This is a genomic window from Rhodococcus cercidiphylli, from assembly GCF_033042225.1.
Taxonomy (GTDB): Bacteria; Actinomycetota; Actinomycetes; order Mycobacteriales; family Mycobacteriaceae; genus Rhodococcoides.
Genome location: NZ_JAWLKE010000003.1, coordinates 55,569 through 77,622, shown reverse-complemented (window position 1 = coordinate 77,622; position 22,054 = coordinate 55,569). Strand labels below are relative to the sequence as shown.

The window sequence follows — 22,054 nt, the reverse complement described above, 5'->3', positions numbered from 1 at the left end:
ACGACGCGAAACGGATCATGACGATGACGGATGACCAGGTCTGGCGCCTCAAGGGTGCGTGCATCGAAGACATGGATGCCTACGACTCGCAACAACTTCCTCGGCACGGACGCAAACGCGCAGAGAAGGCATGGCGCTTGTGCGCCGACTGCCCGGTGTTGCGCAACTGCGCCGAGCAGACGGCGCGCGATATCGAATCCGGCCGTATTCCGGTCGGCGTGGTCGTCGCCGGTGCCGCGTATCACGACAATGCGAGCAACGGACGGCGGACCGACGCCTACCGCACACTCGAGTTCCTGATCGGACGGCCGCTGTCCAATCCTGCCGCCTGACAGCGCCGAGGTTCTGTAACACCGCGATCACGGAACACTACGAAATCGGTAACGTGGACAGCTCTCTTCGACGGGTCTTCTCAGGCCTGACCTGCGTCGGAGCAAGTCGCGCAACAATGTCTCCATGACCGCAGCGAACGCAACCGACTTCGGGCTGCCGGACGGTGTTCAACGGGCACTCTCGCAACGAGCACCGATCGAACAGGCCAAGGGAATGTTGATGGCAATACATCGCATTACCGCCGATGCGGCGTTCGCGCTGCTCGTCGACCGATCGCAGGGCACCAACCGAAAGCTTCGCGACATCGCGCAGGAGTTGGTGGACAGGGCTTCGTCCGCGCGGTAACTGTTCAGTCAGCCCCGTACGCTGCTTTTTCAACGCACGGGGCCTGAGCAATGCTGCAGTCCGGACTACTTCATTACCTGCTGTGCTGTATGCCCTGCCATGGCTGCCCGAAACATCCCGTCCGGGAACGCGGTCGTGGGTGTGTCAGAAACGCGCGAGAATCGCACGCGCACAACGAACTACTGTCGCGCGGTCGTACGACATCACGTAATCGAACTCACGATCGGCGTCGATTTCCCCGCGGTGCAGATCGATCGCTGCGAGCACTCCACAGAAGTGCGGACCCAACACCACCACGTTCCACTCCTCCACGAGCGGATCCGTCGGGTCGAGGGGCGCATGCATGATGCCGCCCTCTTGTACGTAACCCATGCCAACGCCGTACACGCCGGCGTACGAAATCTGCTCGGCCATCGAGACCCAACGCGCACGGGTGGTCGAGGTGAAGTGCTCTGCTCGCTGAAAAGTACCGAGCACCAACGTTTCCGGCCCTGCGGCCGCAGCCTGCATCTCGAGAGACGTACTCATCGCCACCAGTAGACGCTTGGTGCTGCGGGTGGCTGTCTTTCCTGCGGACGCGATGGCGTACGGCGACTCGGCGGCGACAGCAGGCGTGCTCCAGGTCGGGAACGGCGGCATCACCTCCGCGGCGTCCGCGGGGAGCTCCTCGGTGGTCTCGGCCGCCGGATACAGCTCACCCACCCCGTAGGTCGCTCCGAGTCCGAGTGCGCGAGTGCGGTGCAAAGCAGTGTCGACTCCGCTGGCCACCACCACCGCGCCGGTTCGTTCCACCTGAGCCGAGACGGCATGAGCGGTACGTGCGGTGGCGAGATCGGGACGCCGGGAGACCATCGATCCGGCGAGGATGATCACATCGGGTTCGATGAGCGGCAGCAGGGTCATCGACTGCGGCCGACGACCGACGTCGTCTACGGCCACCACTTTGCCGTCACGCCTGGCCTTGTCGATCGCAGCGAGGGTGCGGGCCGGACTGTCGACGAGTGCCGCCTCGGTGACGACCACGATGTCGCGGCGCAACTGTTCCTCGGTGGCGGAATCGAGTGCAGCAAGGGAGTCGACGTCCATGGAGACGAGCATCGGCAACCGCACCGACTGGTTGATCCGAGCCACTCCCCACGCGAGGGCGTCGAGTTCCCGCTTGGCGTCCATTGCTCTGGCTGCGCGCTTGAGCGCGTCGGCGGACGCGAGCGGGCCGTTCGCGGGGCCTCGCAATTGAACTTCGATCGCTGCGAGCGCGCCGTTGTCCAGCCGACAGACCGGGGCGAAATACGGTTGCACCGTCAGCTCTCCCGTGTCCGTGTCGACTGCAGATCCTGCTTCGGCCAGCGCGAACGTCACACCACAGTTTGACACGAAAAAACGACCCCCGTCACGTGGGGGTTGGCTGATCTTCAAACCTGATTTCCGTATTTTCTTCTCGCTTCCTCCATCGTGGACGACGGAGGTGTCACGACAGACACCACAACTATCTCGTTTGGATAACTTTATATAACGCTCCGATAACGGAACTTTCCCGGAGTCGACCGCACGGCTCGGAACCCTCAGGGGTCGAAATCGGGCCGAAAACCCATGACGGAGTGGACTTTCGGAACCGAAGCCCAATTTCATTACCACGGCGAACAACAAACGTACCGACCGTATTGTGACTATTTCGACGCGGACCTCGGCTCGGCGTCGTCACTGCAGTTCGTTCACGTCACCGCTCGACAGCGAATCGCCTCCGTAGAGGGCGACGCGGTCGCCGCCGAGCCTTTTCGCTTGATACATCGCCTCGTCGGCGCGGCCCAGCAGTTCGTTGACAGCGGACTCGATGTCCCCCATCTCGACCACGGCATGGGCGATGCCCAACGACGCGGTCAACGGTGCCCGGTCGGTCCCGTCACACAGACGAACTCGTAATCGCTCGGATTGTTCGACCACCGATTCGAGGCCGTCGACACACACGGCCGCGAATTCTTCGCCGCCCAGTCGAACCGTGACTGCCGGTGCCGGGAAGACCTCGAGGATGCGATTCGCGGTCGTCCGGATGACCGCGTCTCCATGCTCGTGGCCGTACCTGTCGTTGACCGCTTTGAAGTTGTCGATGTCGATGACCAGAGCGACCAGCGACATGTGCGCACCGGATCGAGATTCCAGGTTGCCGATCGCCGCGTCGAATCCCCGACGGTTCCGCAGGCCGGTGAGCGGATCGTAGAACGCACCGGTGGCGTCCCGGCGCAACAGCATGAGGAAGGAATGCCCGATCAACGGTCCCGCGAACATCACCAGGATCAGCATGACGAAGTAGAGACTGGCCTGTAGACGCTCCGCCGGGTCGTTCACCATTGCCGAGACGTAGAGGGTGACGGCGGTGACGAATGCGAAGCCGTGATGTAACGCGAACAGCTTGGGCCCGTGAAACCCCGCGACATAAGCGCCCATGACGGTGAACAGGGCTGCAATGGGCAGAACTGCGGACGGTCCATCGGTGGTGAGCAGGACAGCCGCGAGCACGATGTCGGCGTACAGCACGAATGCGATCGACACGCGCCAGCTCGGCCAGCCGCCGATCAACCAGGTCAACCCCACCGGGACCGTTGTGACGACGGTGAACCACAGGGGCCAGCGCGCGAGGCTGCTGTCGGCGAAGCCCGGAATGGTCAGAGCGATCGCCGCGGCACCGCCGTAGAGCCAACACAGGATTCCGATGAGAACTCTGGTGATGTCCAATCCTCGTTGCGAACGCGCATACGCAACGTTCCACCCGTAGTCGACGGGAAGCGACCACCACTGACGAAGACCGTTCACCTTGCAGAGCTTTCCTGGTATCCCGACCTGGAGGGCCAAGTCAACCACAGACGAATCACCCGGTCTGCGAACTCGAGAACCTGCCTGCGGGGCACGGATCGGGCGGCGGAGCCGGGCTTCCCTCCCAGCTCCGCCGTACTCGACTGTACCTATTGTCGAACATATGTGCGAGTTCACGGAGGAGTGGTTTTCGGTTGTACCACTCATGCTGTGCACAATCCGAGAAAGTGACCTACTGTCTGTGACATGCTCCAGAAAAGGGGTTCGAACGGGGTTCGACCGCCAGGTTCCACTGATCCAATTCATTTGGCGCTCTTAGCAATCCTCACGATTGCTGTGATTGCCCTCGTCGTTGTTGCGATCCAACAGGGCCGCCTCTGATCACGCACCTCAGCGTTCACTACCGACTCTCATCGGCGGAATCCCGCGTTCGGCGCACGGTTCTGAACGCTCACGTCCGCGGCAGCGCTCGGCCGACTGCATCGATCGAACGTCGACGACGCCGGACCACCTCGATGATCTCGTCGACCACGCGACGCGTCTCGCCCAACGCCTGTACAGCGGAGTAGCGCAGCACCAGCCACCCCTGAAGTACCAGCCGGTTCTGGCGTCGACGATCGCCGTCGAACGCTCGGCCCGACGTATGGAACTCGCGTCCGTCGATTTCGACGATCACCCGTGCCCGGAAGTCCACGAGGTCGCCGAAATACGGACCCACCCGCGCATTGATCTCCATGAAGAACTGTCGAGCGGACAGTGCCCGAGCCACCACCCGCTCGGCCTCCGATCGGGTGCCGAGGCAGCACAGACGCAATTGTCTCCGTACTGCCTTCATGCCGTGCATCCCGCGAGATCGTTCGCATTCGGTCGCGATTCGACGTCGCAGAGCCGGCCGCGCGATTGCCGTGTCGAAGAACCGCTCCAACTCCTCACCCGTCAGGGTTGCCGCCACGTCTACGAACACCTGGGCCAACGTCACCACCGGAAGACCTCGGCACCGGTCCGCCTCGGGGACGCGTCGTCGATGAATCTTCACCCACTCCGGCGCGTGCTGCATGGTCGAGGGCGGCACTGTCGCTGTCACGTGCATCGGCTCCTCGTCGATCAAACCCCACACCCACGCAGCGGTCAGATGACTGAGCACAGCGCCGGGCTTCCACAGAGCAACCGCTGTGCACAGGTCCAAGTAATCGGGTTTGTTCGTCGCATAGATTCCGGGCAGCACTCGAATCAGCTGCCCGGACGCAGTTCTGCGAGAGATGGTGCTGCGGCTCATCCCCCGAGCCATCAGGTCGACCGCTGTGTGTACCCCCATGCCGATACGGTGAACGATCGACGACGCCTGCGCCAGTGCTGTTTTCGAAACCTGTGGATAGTTCGGGGTTATCCACAGGCAGCCCGCACCTCAGCGTTCAGTACCGACTCTCATCGGCGGAATCCCGCGTTCGACGCACGCTTCTGAACGCTCACGTCCGCGGCAGCGCTCGGCCGACTGCTACAACCACCGCGGCCGCCATAGCTGCAGCCGTACTCGCGGTGGGGTGCACCCCGTCGAAGGTGGCTCCGGGACGTCCGAGCAGCGGCGCGAATTCGGCGACGGGTATGCCGCGCTCGGCGGCCAGGGCTCGAATGTCGTCGTTCAGGTCGTCGGCACTGACCGTGCGCGACGACGGCACCGTGGCGATCACGACCGTGTCGACGTCGCGTGCCCGGTCCAGGATCGTGCGTAGGTTGTCGATGATCCGGGGAAGCGGAACCGACCGGGCCAGGTCGTTCGTGCCGCCGTTGACGACGAGGATGTCCGGGTTCGCTGCCAGTGCTTCGTCGGTTCGGGCGAGGATCTGCGTCGTCGTCGCGCCGTTGATTCCCAGATTGCCACCGTCGGCTGCGCGAGCATCGTCTCCGCACACGAGATACGAGTACCACGACGTGTTGCCGTGAATCCCCCAGTCGACCCGTGAATTGCCTTGCGCCATCGAGTCTCCCAGCGTCACCAATCGTGGACCGGTGTCGTTGACACTCCACCCGAAGCAGTGTGCGTTGCGGACCGTCAGCGCCGGCTTCTTCAGTGGTCCTCCCACGAGCGCGGCGACCAGAGCCACCCCGAGTGCCCCGGCGATCCACAGTCGAGTTCTTCGCACGCCGGGGATTCTGCCCTACCGGCGATCACGAGCAGTCCGGGAAGTCCACTTCGGTCGGTGCCGGCGCCGATTGCGGCTGAACCGGTGCGTGCGCTTCGCCGGCGACGGTCGGTTCGACGAGGTTGTACTCGATGGTCGTGGTCTGTCCCGGTTCGATGACGACCGGCACGTAGAACACCGGGTGGCCCCGCTCGGCAGCGGTCAGCAGAAACAGTGGAGTTCCGTTGATCGCGGCATCGGTCAACGTTGCGCCCTGAGTTGCGTACAGCGCCACCACCGATCGGTTGGTCCCCGGAGGTCCGTCGTATCGGGTGGAGTCGTTCTGTCTACCGGCGATGTAGGTGGTGTAGTCCTGCAGCGGAGCGTTGTTAGTGATCTCGGCGACGACGCGGGTGGTGCGCGTCGGGCCCTCGCAGGACTGCGCGGAGTAGGTGACCTTGCGCTGCAGGTAGTAGTCGAGCTTGCCGCCCGCACCGTTGTTCACCACCACTGCGGCGTACGGGTCGGGGCTGTCGGGAACTTCGTGGCCGATCTCGGTCGGACCGAGGATCGCTTGGAGTGCCGGGTCCGCACTCCACACGGAGATGTGACCTTCGCCGGTGGCCTTGCCGAGTGCTTCGAGCAGCGCACTGGGAGAGCCGATGTTGCCCTGCATCTTCGCGACCACCCGGGCGGCGATGTCCTGCAGGTAGGCCTTGCGCGCGCTGTTGTCGTCCTGGAAGCGGAAGTAGGCGTCGGACTGCGTGATCCGGACGACGTTGGATCCGTCGATCACTTCGCCGTCGCCCATCGTGATGGGACCGACGGCGTCGAGGATGTAACCGAGGGCAACCGGGTCGGTGGCCAACGCGCCGTCGAGACGCTCGCCTGTTTCCTGCTCCCACATCGACTGCCAGATCCGACCCGCGTACGGAAAGTGCGGACTGACGTTGCTGTTCTGCCAGTTCTGGGTGGGCTGAAAGCGGCTCTCGTAGAAGTCGAAGAAGTCCGGGCCGAGATCGATGGGGTCGTACGGAATCCGAAGCTCGGCATTGCTGGCCAGCGAGTCGACCGCGACCTTCCCGCCCACGGCGCGCACGATGCCGAATCCGCCTATCAATCCGCCTGTTCCGCGGGATTCCGAGAGTGTCTGGAAGGCCAAGAAGTAATTGCGCGGGCCGTCCGCACCGAGCATCGCCGGAAACACCCTCGCCGCGATGTCGGTGTTCGTCAACAGTGACGTCAGCTCGTGCGTCTGATCCTGCAACCGAGTTCGCGCGTCACCGACCCGATCGACGAATGCCGGTTCCTCGATTGCCTGGGCCTGCGTATCGAGTACCTCCGCTGCTGCCGCCGCCCGAGACAGCGCAGGCGAGGCGTCGCGCAGGGCGGCGATGTCGATGGAGCCGTCGGGCCCACGCAGCCGACTCGGATCGAGGGTGGTGCCCACCTCAACCGAGGGTGTCAGCACATCCACGCTCAGCCCGTTGACGACGTCGGTGATCTGCGAGACGACGTCCAGCGGTTGGCCCACGTACGGAATCGCGGCGGCCGCCGTCCAGATCAACGAATCGGTGGCGTCCTTCGCCTGGGTCGAGGTGCGCACCGCGTCGGACACGGAGGTTTCGGCCGTCTGCGTATCCCCCGTCAGCAGTCCAGTTTTTGCTGCCTGGGCATGCTCGCGGGCCTGATCGAGATACGTGTATGCGGCATTGACGGTGTATGCGAGCCACGCACCGAGACCGAGCACAACGACGACGAACACACCGAAACCGAGCAGGATGCGTCGACCGGAGATCTTCTTCCTGGCTCGTCGATGCCTACTGCGACCGCGAGGGCCGTCACCGTCCAGGTTGTCGCTGTCGTAGCCCATGGCGTGGTGCGGGCCCCTTTCGCTCCGGCCAAGAGTACAAACGGTGCCGTCGCATCGCGACACGACTCTGTCGGAGCAGGCTGCGCCGGCGTCGCACCGGCGCAGCCCTCGAACGTCAGGAACCGAGGAATGCGCTCACTGCGGTGCTGCCGCTCTCGGCGCTTCCGCTGCCGATGAGCCCGAGGATGACGTCGACGATGATCTTGGCGATGAATGCGTCCATAACTACTCCTGTTGTGAAGTACCCCCGACGGGATACAGACGGACCTACGAGCGTTGCGACCGTTTGTGACCGGCCACAACGAATCGGAAGGTAGCAGCTGGATCTGTCCGAACGGTGGCGCTGTGGGCGCTGCCACAGTCCCATCCATTGTTTGTACAAATCTTCACATTTGTCCATCGAGCTGACAAATTCCGTGTATTGTCCAATCCACAGTGATCGGCCTTACACGAGGAGTGACGATGACCGCATCGAATGTCGACGATCAGGCGCAGGCGCCGGTCGCCGAGTGGCACGACCGAAAGCGATACCTCTGGCTGATGGGTTTGATCCCGCCCACGGCGGTCTTCCTGGCTACCGGCCTGGTGTGGGCCTTCAACCAGCTCGGCTGGACCGCTGTGTCGCCGGTCTGGTGGTGGATCGGCGCGCTGCTGGTCTACGGACTGCTCCCGATCCTCGATCGCTTCTTCGGTCCCGACGGTGACAACCCACCCGACGAGGTGATGAAGGCGCTGGAGGAGGACAAGTACTACCGCTACTGCACCTACGCCTACATTCCGTTCCAACTCGCCAGCCTGGTGTTCGCCTGCTACCTGTGGTCGGCGAACAACCTGTCGTGGCTCGGCATCGACGGCGGGCTCGGCCTCATCTCGAAGATCGGCCTGGCCATCAGCATCGGCGTGATGGGCGGCGTCGGCATCAACACCGCACACGAGCTCGGCCACAAGAAGGACAGCCTAGAGCGCTGGTTGTCGAAAATCACTCTGGCACAGACGTTCTACGGCCACTTCTACATCGAGCACAATCGCGGCCACCACGTTCGCGTCGCCACTCCCGAGGATCCGGCGAGCTCGAAGTTCGGCGAGAGCTTCTGGGCCTTCCTGCCTCGAAGCGTGTGGGGCAGCCTGAAGTCGTCCTGGGAGCTGGAGAAGACGCGCATGGAGCGACTGGGCAAGAGCACGTGGAGCATTCAGAACGACGTGCTCAACGCATGGCTGATGTCGGTGGTCCTGTACGGGGTCCTGATCGCGGCGTTCGGTCCGATCGTGTTGCCGTTCCTCGTGATTCAAGCCATCTACGGATTCTCGCTGCTGGAGACGGTCAACTACCTCGAGCACTACGGCCTGCAGCGTCAGAAGAAGGAGAACGGCCGCTACGAGCGCTGCACTCCCGAGCACAGCTGGAACTCCGATCACATCGTGACCAACATCTTTCTGTACCACCTTCAGCGCCACAGCGACCACCACGCCAATCCCACCCGCCGATACCAGACTCTGCGCAGCATGGACGGGGCACCCAATCTGCCGAGCGGCTACGCGAGCATGATCTCGCTGGCCTACTTCCCACCGGTGTGGCGCAAGGTGATGGACCACCGCGTTCTCGACCACTACGACGGTGACATCACGAAGGTCAACATTCAGCCGTCCAAGCGGGAGAAGATCCTCGCCGCGCACGGAGCGAAGTGATGGCCGCCTTCGAGTGCCCGGTGTGCGAGTTCGTCTACGACGAGACCAACGGCGCACCGCGAGAGGGCTTTCCGGCAGGAACACCGTGGGCGGACGTGCCCGACGAATGGCCGTGCCCCGATTGCGGAGTGCGCGAGAAAATCGACTTCAGGAGTAAGGCATGAAGCTCTACCGCTGTGTTCAGTGTGGATTCGAGTACGACGAGGAACTGGGCTGGCCCGAGGACGGCATCGAGCCGGGCACGCGCTGGGACGACATTCCCGACGACTGGTCGTGCCCCGACTGCGGCGCGGCCAAGGCCGATTTCGAGATGGTCGAGGTAGAGCGCGGGTGACTACTGGGCAACCCGCCGAGGTCGTGATCGTCGGCACCGGTGCCACCGGGTACACCGCCGCCAAAGTGCTACGGGCCGAGGGTTTCACGGGTTCCATCACGTTGATCGGGAGCGAGCAGGAGTCCACCTACCGTCGTCCGGCGGTGTCCAAGGAGCTGCTGATGGGCACCAAATCGGTCGATCAGGTCCGGTTGGGTGCAGCCATCGAGGGCGTGGACGTCCGCACGGGCGTCACCGCCGTCGCCGTCACCGACTCGGCCGTGCACCTCGACGAGGGCGATCCGATCCCGTACGACGCCGTGCTGTTGGCAACGGGTTCTCGGGCTCGGCAACTCGATTTCCCGGGTCACGTGTTCACGCTTCGCAGCGCCGCCGATGTCGCACCGCTGCATGCCGACATCCTCCGCACCAAATCGCTGTTGGTGATCGGCGGCGGATTGATCGGGTGTGAGGCGGCGGCAGCAGCCCGGTCGCTCGGTGCCGAGGTGACGGTGCTCGAAGCGGCATCGGCTCCGCTGAGCCGGATCGCACCGCCGGAGATATCGCAGATGTACCGAGACCTCCACGCGAACAACGGTATAACGATGCACACCGACGTCACCGTGACGAGCCTCGACAAGCAGGACGACGGCACCCTCCGTGCCGCCGCTCAGGACGGACGCTCATGGTCGGCCGGCACCGTCCTGGTGTCGGCCGGTTCGGTGCCCAACGTCGAGCTCGGCGCGGACATGGGCCTCGAGACCGCGTCGGGAATCCTGGTCGACGCGGCGATGCGGACATCCGCGCCCGGCATCTACGCGGCGGGCGACGTGGCAGAAGTTCCCAACACGATTCTCGGCGGCACCTATCGGAGTGAGCACTGGAACGGTGCCGTCGATCAGGCGACCCGGGCGGCACGGTCCATTCTCGGTCTCGATGTCGGCAGTCTCGACGTGCCGTGGGGCTGGTCGACTCAGCATGGGCTCAACCTGCAGTTCGCGGGATGGACCGGTGCCGAGGACGAGTACGTCGTGGTTCGCGGCTCCATCGAGGAACGCCGCTTCACCGCCTGTGCGCTGCGCGGGGACACGCTCGTCGGGGCCATCGGCGTCGGCTACCCCAAGGACATCCGACAGATCAGATCCCTCATCGCGAGCGCAGACCCCGTCGATCGGGAACTCCTCGGAGAGGATTGGCTGGATCGACCTCATGCGGTCGTTCGATAGAGTCGTGTTCATGCCCGCAGCCGAACAGACGTCGACCCCCGGTCGATACCGTGAAGCCGCGTCCACTCTCGCGCGCGATACCGCGCTCGACGCGTTGCGAGAGCTACTGAACGAGCGCAACTGGCGCAACGTCACGATGAGCCACATCGCCAAGGCGGCAGGACTGAGCAGGCAGAGCCTGTACAACGAGTTCGGTTCACGGCGCGGCGTCGCGCAGGGGTACGCCATCAGATTGACGGACCTCTTCGTGGCCATGTGCGAGACGGCTCTGTATCAGCACGAGAACGACGCGTCGGCCGCTCTGCGGCAGGGCTTCTCGTCGTTCTTCGAGCTGAGCGGCCTTGATCCGCTCGTCCGGTCGCTGCACAGCGGCGACGCGCCGGAAGATCTGCTGCGCCTGATCACCACCGACAGCGAAGTGCTCATCGAGCGGGCGGGTGAGCGTCTGTCCGAGACCTTCCAGCGCGGATGGGTGGGCGCGAGCCCACGACACGCCGACGTGGTCAGCAAAGCCATCGTCCGATTGGCCCTGAGCTACATCCCCGAACCGCCCGAGGACATCGCTGCAGCAGCCGATGATCTGGCGCTGCTGCTGACCCCGTTCGTCGATTCGATCACCGCCGGGCGGTCGGTCGACCACTGACCGACCGTCCGGACCGGCGCACTCAGATCTCAGCCGGAGCGAGCACGATGTCGAAGTCGGCTCTGGCCCAGGTCTTGTCGCCGACGTCGCGACCGTCCGGAGTCGGTGTTCCCGACGGCTGCTCGACGAAGTCCTTGATCAGGGACTCCTTCACTCCGAACACCGTATCGCTGCTCAGCAGTTCGTCGCCGCTGACGAAGATGTGCGTCACCAGTGTGCGCTGGCCCGGTGCCGAGACCATGAAGTGCAGGTGCGACGCGCGCATCGGTGACCGACCGGTCGCAGTGAGCATCCGGCCGACGGGGCCGTCGTGCGGAATCGGATACGGCGTCGGAGTCAGCGCCCAGAATCGATAGTGCCCGTCGTCGTCGCTGTAGAGATGCGCTCGACCGCCGACGCGCGCGTCGTCGTACTGAACGTCGTAGAACCCGTCCTCGTCCGCTTCCCAAATCTCGAGGCGTGCCCCGGGGATCGGCGTCCCGGCGGTGTCGCGCACGGTTCCCTCGACCCAACACGGTTGTCCGGCAGCACCTCCCGATGCATCACCACCGTTCTCGATCCGCGGCGCGTCGTCGACGAAGAACGGGCCGAACACGGTCGCCTCGGTCGCGTCCTCGTAAGCGGGGTTGTTCACGTTGATCGTCTGCATCGACGCCCCGAGAACGTCGGAGAGCAGAATGAACTCCTGACGGCGGTCGTCGGTGATGTGGCCGACCTCGGTCAGGAAGCCGATGGCGGTGTTCCACTCCTGTTCGGTCAGTCGGACATCACGGATGAACCCGTGCAGGTGTTGCACCAGCGAGGTCATCACCTGCTTCAACCGGGGGTCGGTGCAGTCGTCGAACGATCGAAGTACGTTCTCCACCAGTCGTTCTTCGACGGCATCCTGGGCTTGTCCGGTCATGGTCTGCTCGGTCATGGTCTCTCTCACTGTCCGATGTCGGTCGGCGGGTCGCCGGCCCACGCTGCGTGCAGAATGGCTGTGGCGGCCTCGCGAGTGACGGGCCGCGGGTTTCCGTACGATCTGCTCGTGACGTCGTCGGCGATTCGGTCGATGTCCTTCTCCTTCATACCCAATTCGGCCAGCGAACGTGGCGCTCCGAGTCCGCGGCAGAGCTCCCACAACCGGGTTGCCGGGTCTCCAGAACCGGGAAGTGCACGCGAGAGCGCCGTCACCGCGCCGGGTGCAGCCGACTGATTGAAGGCCAGTGCGTGCGGCAACACCACGGTGTGGGTCGGAGCGTGCGGCAGGTTCAAGGTACCGCCGAGCGAGTGACACAGCTTGTGGTGCAACGACATCGTCGTGGCACCGAGAGTGGCGCCGCACAACCAGGCACCGTAGAGGGCGTCGCTGCGCGCCTGTGGATCGAGGTGATCGGCCACGATCGCGGGTAGTGCCGATGCGAGTGCGCGCACGCCGTCCTCGGCCATCAGCGCGACGATCGGGCTGAGGTCGGGTGCATACAACGCCTCGACGGCGTGCGCCACGGCGTTGATCCCACTGGTGACGGAGATGTCGACCGGCAGGCCCGTCGTCAGCTCGGGGTCGTAGACGACGCTGCGGGGCAGCACCCTGATGTCGCGACCGGTTTCCTTGCGCCCGTCGGTCGTCAGCCCCCACACCGGGGTCATCTCCGAGCCGGCGTACGTGGTGGGAACGGCGACGATCGGGAGCCCGTGGACGAGGGCGATGGCCTTTCCGAGGCCGATCGAAGAGCCGCCACCGACGGTGATGCAGCCGTCGGCCCCGAGAGAAAGCGCTTCTGCGCTCGATCTTTTCGCCACCTCCGCGGGCACATGCATCACGGCGTCGGCGCGCACACCCACGCATCGGTCTCCGAGCATCGAGGCGATGCGTTCGGCTGTCCCCTTCTGGCTCGGTGAGCAGAGAACGAGGACGCGCCGCAGGCCGAGGTGATCGAGCTCGTCCGCCAGAACCGACAGCGAGCCTGCACCGAATCGCACCCGCATCGGGTTCGCCTCGTAGGTGAAGTCGTAGGTCATCGCGACAGGACCGCGGTCAATGCCTGCCGCAGGGCGTCCTCGGGGTCTGCCGCGAGTTCGTCTGCGCGCCAGCAGATGTGCTTGTCCGGGCGGACCAACAACGCACCGCTCTCGGTCACTTCGCGCAGCCGAGACCAGTCGAAGTACAGGTCGGTGACGTCGCGTCCGGGTCCGATGACGACGGTTTCGAGGGGCACACCCAACTCGTGTGCGATCTTGTCCGCCGCCGACTCCCAGTCCGATCCGGCCACTCCGGTGATGAGCGTGAAGCGGTCGTAGGGCGCGAGATCCATCATCGCGTGCTTGTGCATGTGATCGCCGACCCAGGCGTGCGGTAGATGCGAGCCCGGCACGGTCGAGACCTGGTAGTACAGGTCCGGGTCTCGTACGGCCTCGGGCAGAACCCCGTCGGACACGACGGCCGAGGACGTGTAGAACTGGCCCAATTCGACTCCGTGGGCGTTGAACTCGTAGTTCTTGATCTCCATCGCCTTCACCAGCGCGGCCCGCTTGGCCTCGCCCGCCGGTGTGTTGGCCTTACGTTCTTCGATGCGTTCGACCATCTCCTCCTCGGTCTTGGCGTCGGTGACCCCGAGGGCGTGGAACAGGTCTGCGAACTCACGGCCGGAGCGGTTGGCACGCTTGACGATTCGCTCGGCCACCGGGGCGCGCTCAGCGGAGTAGGTATCGAGCAACGCTTCGCCTGCCTGACCTTTCAGCACCGCGGCGATCTTCCAGGCGAGATTGTAGGAGTCCTGAATCGAGGTGTTCGAGCCGAGCCCGTTGCTCGGCGGATGCCGGTGGATGGCGTCGCCCGCGCAGAACACCCGCCCCTTCTGCAGGTGCGTGGCATACATTTCGTTGTTGCCCCACAACGATGTTCCGGTGATCTCGACGTCGAGCTCCGGCATGCCCAGCAGGCTCCGAACGATCTCGATGGCGGCTGCCTCGTTCACCACCGGCGGTGGCTTCGCGATGTCGAATCCCCAGACCACGAGCCACTCGTTCCACGGCCGGACCATACGAACCAGCCCGGCACCGATGCCACCGACGTTGGATCCGGGCTGAATCACCCAGTACAGCACCGACGGTCGGTGTCCGACGTACTCGGCGATGTCGGCCTTGAAGGTGATGTTCATCGACCCGGCGATGTCCATCGCGCCCTCGAGCGGAAGGTCGATGTCCGCGGCCACCTTGGAACGCGCCCCGTCCGCGCCGATCAGGTACTGGGCACGGATCGTGTAGCGATGTCCGGTGAGTCGATCGACCACCGAGACGCTGACCCCGTCGGCGTCCTGGACGTGCGAGAGGTATTCGGTGGAGAACTGGGCCTGCGTTCCCCGCATCGTCGCGTTCTTCACCAGGATCGGCTCGAGGTACGTCTGCGGAATGTCGACGGTCAGGCACGGCGACGCGAGCTGGTAGTCCGCTTCGCGGTCGGCCCCGGTACCCCACGTGCGGATGCGGCCGATCTCCTCGCCCGCGATCGAGGTACAGAACACGGTGTCGCCGACGAGCCCGTGCTCGGTGGCGTCGGCCAGTACCTGGTCTGCGATACCGACGTCGCGGAAGACCTCCATGGTGCGCTGGTTGGTGATGTGAGCGCGGGGAGTGTTGGCCGTCCAGCGGTACTTGGTGATCATGATGTTGGGGATTCCGAGCGTGGACAGCAGCAATGCTGCGGATCCACCGGCAGGCCCCGAGCCGACGATGAGAACGTCGGTCTCGACCACCGAGGAATCGGGCAGCTCTGTGGCCTTCTGGCCGTCGTCGAACACCGGCATGGAACACACCCTTCGTTGCGCCCGACGTTGATCTCGGGTCTTGCAAACCAGTGTCCTGCATCACACCGTGGGTGGCCATCGATCACGGTCATGTCGGCGCAAATCGACAACGGTGGCGCAATTGCGAAACTAGTCCACCGACCGCAGCACCACGGCGTCGCGTCGAACGTCCGATGCTCGGGCTCCGAACCGCGCCGAGAAGGCACTGGAAAAGTAAGCGGCAGAGGAGAATCCACAGGAGGCGGCGATCTCGGCAATCGACGTCGAGCGTCCCGACGGCGAGGTGAGCACCGTGTGTGCACGAGCGAGTCGCCGCTCGAGGATGTACTTGGGCACGCTGGTGTCGTCGCCGGCGAAGACTCGGGACAGGTGCCGGGCGCTGATTCCGATGGCGTCGGAGACGTCGGTGGCAGACAACGACGCGTCGGTCAGACGGCGCTCGATGTAGGAGTGGGCAGCCGCGCGATGCGCCTGCCCGATGTCGTTGCGCGTTCCACCGGTCAGGACGGAGACCAGTTCGAGGATCGTCCGCTCGTCGGGCACCACCGGCCCGTCGGCGCGCATCGCGCGGCTCACGCGAGCGGCCAGGGCGGCGGCGTGCACGTTGCCGTTCGCCGAGAAGTCGAAGACTTTCGGGGCCGCGAGCGAGTCCTCGCCGGCGACATCGGAGTAGATGCCACGCGGGATCTTGACGACGAGTTCCTCGAGCCCGCGCGAGAACCCGCGCATGAAGGCTCTGTCGGCATCGCACAACAGAACCTGACCCGGTCCGACGGTGCGCACTCCGTCCTCCGAGTAGAAGAACGCATCGCCGACCAGGCTGAAGTACAGCACCACCGAGTCCGACGGCCGGCGCCGAATCAGCTCGGCATCTCGCTCGACGACATGAGAGGTCCCGACGACGCGGGCCAGGCCGACCGATCCGACCTGGACGTTGCTTTCGGTGGCCTCGAGGGACCCGCCTTCGAGGCTGCGGCATCTCAGTCCGATAAGGACCTCGGAGTTGTGCCCCTCCCACCGTTGTATCCGCTCGACGGAGGGGAGCCCGACGGTGGAGAACTCCACGGGTGACGCAGCGATAGACACGTCGGGCCTCCTCGGCGAGGGACTTACTTCTCCGGTACGAAACGCAGGTGTTCCGGATCGACTGTAACGAACAGCATCCACCGATCACCGAGACCGCGCGTGACGTGGCCTGCCCCGGTCACGTCGTCGATGTAGGCGATGTCGCCTGCGACCGGCGAGGTCACCGTTCCGTCCCCGGTCTCGTTCTCGGCCCTGCCGTTGAGCGTGACGCCCAACTGCGGTCGCGGTCCGTTGTGCCAGACGCCGGGAACGTACCCGTCCTCGCCGTAATCGCGGCGGGTGACGAATGCTCCGAGCGAGCGGGGCCACTGTTCGACCGGCGGTACCGGAGCCAGATCGCTCGGCCAACGCAGCGGCTCGGTCCGTGAGGTTCCGCCGTCGTCGTAGATCCACGTCAGCGACGGCCGGCCCTGTCGGACCGCCGGGTCGGGTCGGGCTTCGTTGTCGCCTGCTTCCGGCAGCCAGTCGTCCAGCGCGAGGTAGAGCAACCACGCGAAGCCGTCCCAGGTCATCGTCAGGGTCTCGGGACTGGCGACGTTCGCGAACACCAGGTCTCCGGCGGTCAGCACGGCCGGGCTGCGGTCGCGTACGTCCACCCGTACCTCGCCCGAGAGCACCACAACGGCGTGCGACCCGAGTGAGGTGGGGGCGGGGACGTCGGCCATCCGAGCTCGGGTGAGCCAGAAGGCCGTTGCCGGAACGACATTCGCCGGACCCTTGACGCGTGAGTCGCGGTGCGGCAGGAAGGCATCGCCCGCGTCGATTCCTCCGTACGTCTCGGAATCGCCGAGGGTCTCGTGCACGCGAAGCACTTTCATCGGGCGGTCATTCGGCTGTGGGGGCGTAGCGTCCGCTCAGCTGAGGCGGAGTCCGACCCTTGTTTCCCGCTTCGGTCCATTCGTGGCGGGTCTGACGTCCCCAGGTGCGGTGCAGCTCGTCACTGATGGTGACGCTGAGCCGACCGAGGTCGCCCACTTGCAAGTCGATGCGGTCGCCGTCCTGAAAGGCGTGCAGTCCACGATGATTGGTTCCGGTGGCGATGATGTCGCCGGGCTCGAGCGCATGCATGTGCGAGACGAACTCGACGGACTCGGCGATGCTGTATGCCATGTCGTCGGTGTCGAACTCCTGCTTGATCTCTTCGTTGTTCCACAGCGTGACCGGCAGGTTCTGCGGGTTCGGCACCTCGTCGGCGGTCACCAGGTAGGGGCCGATCGGGCAGAAGGTCTCCCGGGACTTCATCTGGTAGAAAGCGTTCTCCCGCGGCGGGATTCCGCGTGCAGAACCGTCGATCAGGTTGGTGTAGCCGAAGATGTGGTCGTATGCATCGGCTGCCGAGACGTTGTGCGCGCGCTTGCCGATGATGATGGCCAGCTCCGCCTCGCCCTCGAAGATCGTCGCTGCGACGTCGGGCAACACCATGGTGTCGCCGTGTCCGATGATCGAATTGGGAGACTTCGCGAATCCGTTGATCGGCGGCCGCTCGGGCAGGGTGCCGTTCTCCATGTAGTTGCGCGCCATGCAGTCGATGTTCGACGGCCGAGGGATCGGCGGGCGAATACGCACTGCGCTCAACGGAATTCCGTCACCTGCGGCAACTGCGGCTTCGAGGCGTTCGCGGTAGGTGGCCCAGCCCTCGATGACGCCGCGGATGATGTCCTGCGGGTGCGCCGCCGGAATGTCCTTGACTTCACCACTGAGGTCGATCACGTTGCCGCCGTGCAGGACTCCGAGTTTGAAATCATCGAAGAAGAGAAGCTTCATGGTGTTGCACCTTTCGTTGGGGGTTGGGGGTTGGGTACGAATCGTCCGTACAGGCCGCGGAAGAAGACCAGAGCGCTGCCGTCCTCGGCCGCGCTGAGACTGTGTACGCGGGCCACGACGATCGTGTGATCGCCTGCCGCGTATTCGGCGTACATCTCGCAGTTGAGCCAGGCCACCGCGTCGTCCAAAGCCGGGCCTGCCGATTGGTCGTGCCAGGACGTGCCTGCGAAACGGTCGGTGTTGCGAGCCGAGAACTGGCGTGATGCCTGCTCGTGATGGTCGGCCAGGATGCTGATGCAGAACCGGCCTGCCGCTCTGATGGCCGGCCAGGTGGTCGAGGTGCGGGCCACGCAGATCGACACCAGCGCGGGGTCAAGGGAGACGGCAGTGAACGAGTTCACCGCGATCCCGGTCCGACCGGACGCCCCCTCCGACGCTATGACGACAACGCCGGTAGGCAAGTGGCCCAATACTTTTCGGAAGAGCAGTCCCGCATCCGCTGCGGCGGGTGTTTCGGTGGTCGACGTCGCCATGAGACAGTCCATTCGGATTGCGATTCCGTCTAATGGAATCTTATTTCAACCGACTTTACGTGACGTCGAACACTGCCGTCAACCCTCGGGAGGGACGGAGTGCAGCGGACGCCTTTGCGTCAGAAAGGTTTCGGGGAAATCAGTGACCCGAGTCGGTCTCGGGCATTGCGATGTCGAGAGCGGACGCGGGCAGATCTCCCGCGGCGCGCAGCCGTTCCGACATCTCTCGCGCCAACGAGAGCAACTGCTGAATGATTTCCGCATCACGATCGGGTTCGATCTTGCCCAGGCACAGCATCGCCGCGATGGGTCGCCGATCGGCGTCGAGTACCGGGGCCGCGATTCCGCGCCCGGTGTCGAACCGCTCGAAGTTGTCGACGGCGTAGCCCTGTTCCTGGATGCGCGAGAACTCCGCCTCCATGGCATCCGGATCGGTGATCGTGTTGGGCGTGAACCGCCGCAGTCCGTCGTTCTCGTACAGATTGCGACGTTGCTCGTACGGCATGTACGACAGCAGAAGCTTGCCGTCGGCCATGGCGTACGCGGGCTGCGGGTGTCCGGGCTCGAACTCGATGAACTCGGTGTGTGCTCCCGCCACGCGCGAGAGCTGGACTGCTTTGACTCCGACGAGGGTGCTCAGTACGGCGTCGTGGCCCGACCATTCCGCCAGCCGCGAGAGGTACATCCGCGCGTCGTGCAGCACCGGATTGGTGACCATTCCGACGCTGCCGATTCCGATGGCGTGCATTCCGAGTCGGTACTTCGCGGTGCGCGAATTCTGTTCCACCCAACCGACACTGACGAGGGTGCCGAGAATGCGGTGCACACTGGCTGGTGACAGTCGAACGAACTGGGCGAGTTCGACGATGCCCAGCGGGTACGGGTGCTCGGCCAGAGCCGTGACGATGCGGGTGGCCCGGGACACTGCGCGCACATGGCCGGCGTCTCGATTCTCGCGCTCGTTCACAAAGCCTCCATGGGAGGTGAGCTTACTGGTCATCCCTGTCACGTCACCGTTCAACGCCCCCGTGGCCGGGCTCGTCACGTCATCACGGACGCCCCCGTCAGCCGGCGCACGTCGGGGATCGTCACCCCTGGCGCCACTTCACGCAACGCGAAACCCCGTGGCGTGACGTCCAGAACGCCGAGGTTGGTGACGATGCGGTCCACCACCGCGCGTCCGGTCAGCGGGAACGTGCACTGCTGCACCAGTTTGGGTGTGCCGTCCTTGCCCGCGTGTTCCATGACGACGATGACGCGGCCGGCACCGGCAACGAGATCCATCGCCCCGCCCATCCCCCGCACCATGTGGCCGGGCATCATCCAGTTGGCCAGGTCGCCGGTCGACGAGACCTCCATCGCGCCGAGAACCGTCACGTCGATGTGTCCACCGCGGATCATGGCGAACGACGTGGACGAGGACACGAACGATGCGCCGGGTAGCACCGTGATCGGTTCGGTTCCGGCATTGATCAGGTCGGTGTCCAGACATTCCGGCAGCGGTGTCGGGCCTACGGCCAGGACGCCGTTCTCGCTGTGCACGGTCACTCCGAGCGAGGACGGCAGATGGTTGGCCACGCGGGTGGGCAGACCGATCCCGAGGTTGACGCTCTGCCCGGCACGCAGCTCCTGCGCGGCTCGTCGCGCCATCTCGTCCCGGTTCCAGCCGAGGCCGGTCATGCGACCACCTCCTCCGGTACTTCGACCACGCGCTGGACGAACACGCCGGAGAGCTGAACCGAGTCGGGATCGAGTGCGCCGGGTTCGACGATGCACTCGGCCTCGACGACGGTGATCCGGCCTGCCATCGCCACGTCCGGGTTGAAGTTCTGCGCCGAGGCCCGAAATATCGCGTTACCGGCCGTGTCGGCCACCGAAGCGCGAACGAGCGCGTAGTCGGTCACGATGCCCTCCTCGAGCACGTACTCACGATCGCGGCCGCCGAGTCCGAATCGGCGAATCTCTTTGGCAGCAGACGCTTTCACCATGTTCCCGGCCGAGTCGTACCGATGCGGCATACCGCCGTCGGAGACGAGGGTGCCGACCCCGGTGGGGGTGAAGAAGGCAGCGATGCCCGCCCCGCCGGCCCGAAGCCGCTCGGCCAACGTGCCCTGCGGGGTCAGCTCCACCTCGATCTCGCCGCTCATGTACTGCCGCGCGAACTCTTCGTTCGATCCGATGTACGACGCGATCACGCGGTCGATGCGGCGGTCGTGCAGCAGCAGAGCCAGCCCGGCTCCGTTGACCCCACAGTTGTTCGCCACGACGGTCAGACCGGAGGCACCCTGGGCACGCAGTGCCCGCACCAGCGCCCACGGCACTCCGGCGGTACCGAATCCCCCGACCCCGATGCTCGCGCCGTGGGGAATGTCGGCGACGGCGTCGGCAGCCGACATCCGTTTACCGGTTCGCACGGCCACATCCGACGTCACAGCAGCACCAACCCGCCGTCGGGACAGAGCGTCTGACCGGTGATGGCCTGACTCTCCGGCCGCACCAGAAACGCGACGACGTTGGCCACGTCGTCGGGAACCAGTGGACGCGGAAGTGCCTGCCGGCGCAGTACGTCGTCCTTGACGTGCTGCTCCATGCCGCCGACCGGCGGTGGCGTCAGGCCGGGGGCAACGCAGTTCACCGTGATGCCCGACGCGCCCAGCGAGCGTGCCAGCGAGCGTGACGCACCGATGAGTGCGCCCTTGCTGGTGATGTACGGCAGCATGTCCGACACCGGCGGTGGGTTGAAGAAGGTATCGGACACGAGGAACACCACGCGTCCGAATCCTCGCTCGGTCATGCCCGGTTCGAGCTCCTGGACCAGCCACAGCGGAGCTTCTACGTTGACGGCCATGACGTTGCGCAGCACGGTGGCGTCCAGATCTGCGAGGGTCGCCCGCTGGAACGAGACCCCGGCGTGGACGAGGACGTCGACGCGGCCGTGTTCGGCGAGCACTGCCCGTGCGGCGGCGCGCACGGCGTGTTCGTCGGACAGGTCGACCGCCGGATCACCGTGCAGGTCGAGCGCCACCACGTGGTGGCCGGAGGCGCGGAGCTGGTCGACGACAGCCGACCCGATGAACCCCGCTCCTCCGGTCACCAGTGCGACGGGGGCGTCGTCAGCCACCGAATTTGCTGTTCAGGCCGTCGAGTGCGCCGTCGATGTCCGCTCCGATACCGACGCGGGCACCGTCCTGCATCTCCTCGGGCACGTCGGCTTCGATGGCGTATTCCACCTCGGAGCCGTCGCCTGCTTCGCGCACGGTGAAGGTGGCGGCGAGGTGCTGCATCGGTCCGGGCTGGCCCGGCACCAACTCGTAGGTCAGTGATCGGGCGGCGTCGTCCTGGGCCGCGATGCGGTCGAAGACCGAGTCGCCGCGGGAGAAGTCGACCTTGCGGCTACCGTCGGCCTGCATCTCGACGGCGTCGATGTGCGGCTGCCAGGACGCGTAGCCGCCGAAGTCGCTGACGAAAGACCAGACCTCGTCGGCCTTGGCGGTGAGGGTGGTCGTCTTGCTCAACTGAACGATGGTCATGGTGTT

The 22,054-nt window shown here is 65.0% G+C and carries 24 protein-coding genes; 7 read left to right on the top strand and 17 right to left on the bottom strand.

Translation table 11 applies throughout. The annotated features are described in order from the left end of the window. The first annotated feature begins 23 nt into the window (after positions 1 to 23). Both R3P95_RS07465 and R3P95_RS07460 read left to right on the top strand, forming a co-directional pair. Positions 24 to 332, top strand: coding sequence for a WhiB family transcriptional regulator (locus R3P95_RS07465; RefSeq protein ID WP_037193923.1), 309 nt, complete (start codon positions 24 to 26; stop codon positions 330 to 332). A 124-nt stretch (positions 333 to 456) separates the two neighbouring features. Then, on the top strand, positions 457 to 678 hold the full coding sequence (locus tag R3P95_RS07460; protein WP_394855395.1) for an ANTAR domain-containing protein: 222 nt from the start codon (positions 457 to 459) through the stop codon (positions 676 to 678). Positions 679 to 822: 144 nt separating this feature from the next. Here R3P95_RS07460 and R3P95_RS07455 read toward each other — a convergent pair whose 3' ends face one another. The 5 genes from R3P95_RS07455 to R3P95_RS07435 form a co-directional block, all read right to left on the bottom strand. Then, positions 823 to 2,037 (bottom strand): EAL domain-containing protein, encoded by a 1,215-nt coding sequence (locus R3P95_RS07455; RefSeq protein WP_317547869.1) that lies wholly within the window; start codon positions 2,035 to 2,037, stop codon positions 823 to 825. 339 nt (positions 2,038 to 2,376) lie between these two features. Then, positions 2,377 to 3,486: a GGDEF domain-containing protein gene (locus tag R3P95_RS07450; protein ID WP_317547868.1), complete on the bottom strand. Its 1,110-nt coding sequence runs from the start codon at positions 3,484 to 3,486 to the stop codon at positions 2,377 to 2,379. Between the two features lie 451 nt (positions 3,487 to 3,937). Further along, entirely contained in the window at positions 3,938 to 4,801 is an 864-nt protein-coding gene (locus tag R3P95_RS07445; RefSeq protein ID WP_317547867.1) for a DUF559 domain-containing protein, read from the bottom strand. Between the two features lie 151 nt (positions 4,802 to 4,952). Beyond that, positions 4,953 to 5,627, bottom strand: a complete 675-nt coding sequence (locus R3P95_RS07440) for an SGNH/GDSL hydrolase family protein (protein ID WP_317547866.1) — start codon at positions 5,625 to 5,627, stop codon at positions 4,953 to 4,955. Between the two features lie 25 nt (positions 5,628 to 5,652). Continuing rightward, positions 5,653 to 7,479 carry a DUF4012 domain-containing protein gene (locus R3P95_RS07435; RefSeq protein ID WP_317547865.1) on the bottom strand — a complete coding sequence of 609 codons (1,827 nt, stop codon included), beginning with the start codon at positions 7,477 to 7,479 and terminating at the stop codon, positions 5,653 to 5,655. Between the two features lie 462 nt (positions 7,480 to 7,941). On the opposite strand from R3P95_RS07435, the gene R3P95_RS07430 reads away from it, so the two are divergent. The 5 genes from R3P95_RS07430 to R3P95_RS07410 are packed head-to-tail and all read left to right on the top strand — an operon-like array spanning position 7,942 to position 11,347. After that, entirely contained in the window at positions 7,942 to 9,165 is a 1,224-nt protein-coding gene (locus R3P95_RS07430; protein ID WP_317547864.1) for an alkane 1-monooxygenase, read from the top strand. Next, entirely contained in the window at positions 9,165 to 9,329 is a 165-nt protein-coding gene (locus tag R3P95_RS07425) for a rubredoxin (RefSeq protein WP_269595047.1), read from the top strand. Before R3P95_RS07430 ends, R3P95_RS07425 begins: the two co-directional genes overlap by 1 nt. Further along, entirely contained in the window at positions 9,326 to 9,499 is a 174-nt protein-coding gene (locus tag R3P95_RS07420) for a rubredoxin (protein ID WP_027495558.1), read from the top strand. Before R3P95_RS07425 ends, R3P95_RS07420 begins: the two co-directional genes overlap by 4 nt. Then, a complete protein-coding gene (locus R3P95_RS07415) occupies positions 9,496 to 10,704 on the top strand; it encodes an NAD(P)/FAD-dependent oxidoreductase (RefSeq protein WP_317547863.1) in 1,209 nt (402 codons plus the stop codon). Before R3P95_RS07420 ends, R3P95_RS07415 begins: the two co-directional genes overlap by 4 nt. A gap of 10 nt (positions 10,705 to 10,714) precedes the next feature. Beyond that, the gene (locus R3P95_RS07410) at positions 10,715 to 11,347 is read left to right on the top strand and encodes a TetR/AcrR family transcriptional regulator (RefSeq protein WP_317547862.1); all 633 of its coding nucleotides are present in this window, start codon (positions 10,715 to 10,717) and stop codon (positions 11,345 to 11,347) included. A gap of 22 nt (positions 11,348 to 11,369) precedes the next feature. Here the strand turns inward: R3P95_RS07410 and R3P95_RS07405 are convergent, their stop codons facing one another. From R3P95_RS07405 to R3P95_RS07350, 12 genes are all read right to left on the bottom strand, one after another. Then, complete coding sequence (locus R3P95_RS07405) at positions 11,370 to 12,266, bottom strand: dioxygenase family protein (RefSeq protein WP_317547861.1); 897 nt, start codon at positions 12,264 to 12,266, stop codon at positions 11,370 to 11,372. An 8-nt stretch (positions 12,267 to 12,274) separates the two neighbouring features. After that, positions 12,275 to 13,351 (bottom strand): maleylacetate reductase, encoded by a 1,077-nt coding sequence (locus R3P95_RS07400; RefSeq protein ID WP_317547860.1) that lies wholly within the window; start codon positions 13,349 to 13,351, stop codon positions 12,275 to 12,277. Continuing rightward, positions 13,348 to 15,135, bottom strand: a complete 1,788-nt coding sequence (locus R3P95_RS07395; protein ID WP_317547859.1) for an FAD-dependent oxidoreductase — start codon at positions 15,133 to 15,135, stop codon at positions 13,348 to 13,350. Before R3P95_RS07395 ends, R3P95_RS07400 begins: the two co-directional genes overlap by 4 nt. A gap of 129 nt (positions 15,136 to 15,264) precedes the next feature. Continuing rightward, positions 15,265 to 16,221: a helix-turn-helix domain-containing protein gene (locus R3P95_RS07390; RefSeq protein ID WP_317547858.1), complete on the bottom strand. Its 957-nt coding sequence runs from the start codon at positions 16,219 to 16,221 to the stop codon at positions 15,265 to 15,267. A 23-nt stretch (positions 16,222 to 16,244) separates the two neighbouring features. Beyond that, complete coding sequence (locus R3P95_RS07385) at positions 16,245 to 17,039, bottom strand: cupin domain-containing protein (RefSeq protein WP_317547857.1); 795 nt, start codon at positions 17,037 to 17,039, stop codon at positions 16,245 to 16,247. Positions 17,040 to 17,046: 7 nt separating this feature from the next. After that, positions 17,047 to 17,985 carry a fumarylacetoacetate hydrolase family protein gene (locus R3P95_RS07380; protein ID WP_317547856.1) on the bottom strand — a complete coding sequence of 313 codons (939 nt, stop codon included), beginning with the start codon at positions 17,983 to 17,985 and terminating at the stop codon, positions 17,047 to 17,049. Then, entirely contained in the window at positions 17,982 to 18,518 is a 537-nt protein-coding gene (locus R3P95_RS07375; protein WP_317547855.1) for a flavin reductase family protein, read from the bottom strand. The genes R3P95_RS07380 and R3P95_RS07375 overlap by 4 nt, the downstream gene beginning before the upstream one ends. Positions 18,519 to 18,657: 139 nt before the next feature. Then, positions 18,658 to 19,485, bottom strand: coding sequence for an IclR family transcriptional regulator (locus R3P95_RS07370; protein WP_068055115.1), 828 nt, complete (start codon positions 19,483 to 19,485; stop codon positions 18,658 to 18,660). A 74-nt stretch (positions 19,486 to 19,559) separates the two neighbouring features. After that, entirely contained in the window at positions 19,560 to 20,198 is a 639-nt protein-coding gene (locus R3P95_RS07365; RefSeq protein ID WP_317547854.1) for a 3-oxoacid CoA-transferase subunit B, read from the bottom strand. Further along, positions 20,195 to 20,914: a CoA transferase subunit A gene (locus tag R3P95_RS07360; RefSeq protein WP_317548283.1), complete on the bottom strand. Its 720-nt coding sequence runs from the start codon at positions 20,912 to 20,914 to the stop codon at positions 20,195 to 20,197. Before R3P95_RS07360 ends, R3P95_RS07365 begins: the two co-directional genes overlap by 4 nt. 32 nt (positions 20,915 to 20,946) lie before the next feature. Continuing rightward, a complete protein-coding gene (locus R3P95_RS07355) occupies positions 20,947 to 21,639 on the bottom strand; it encodes an SDR family NAD(P)-dependent oxidoreductase (RefSeq protein WP_068055119.1) in 693 nt (230 codons plus the stop codon). Further along, a complete protein-coding gene (locus tag R3P95_RS07350; RefSeq protein WP_094630222.1) occupies positions 21,632 to 22,048 on the bottom strand; it encodes an SRPBCC family protein in 417 nt (138 codons plus the stop codon). Before R3P95_RS07350 ends, R3P95_RS07355 begins: the two co-directional genes overlap by 8 nt. Between the last annotated feature and the right edge of the window lie 6 nt (positions 22,049 to 22,054).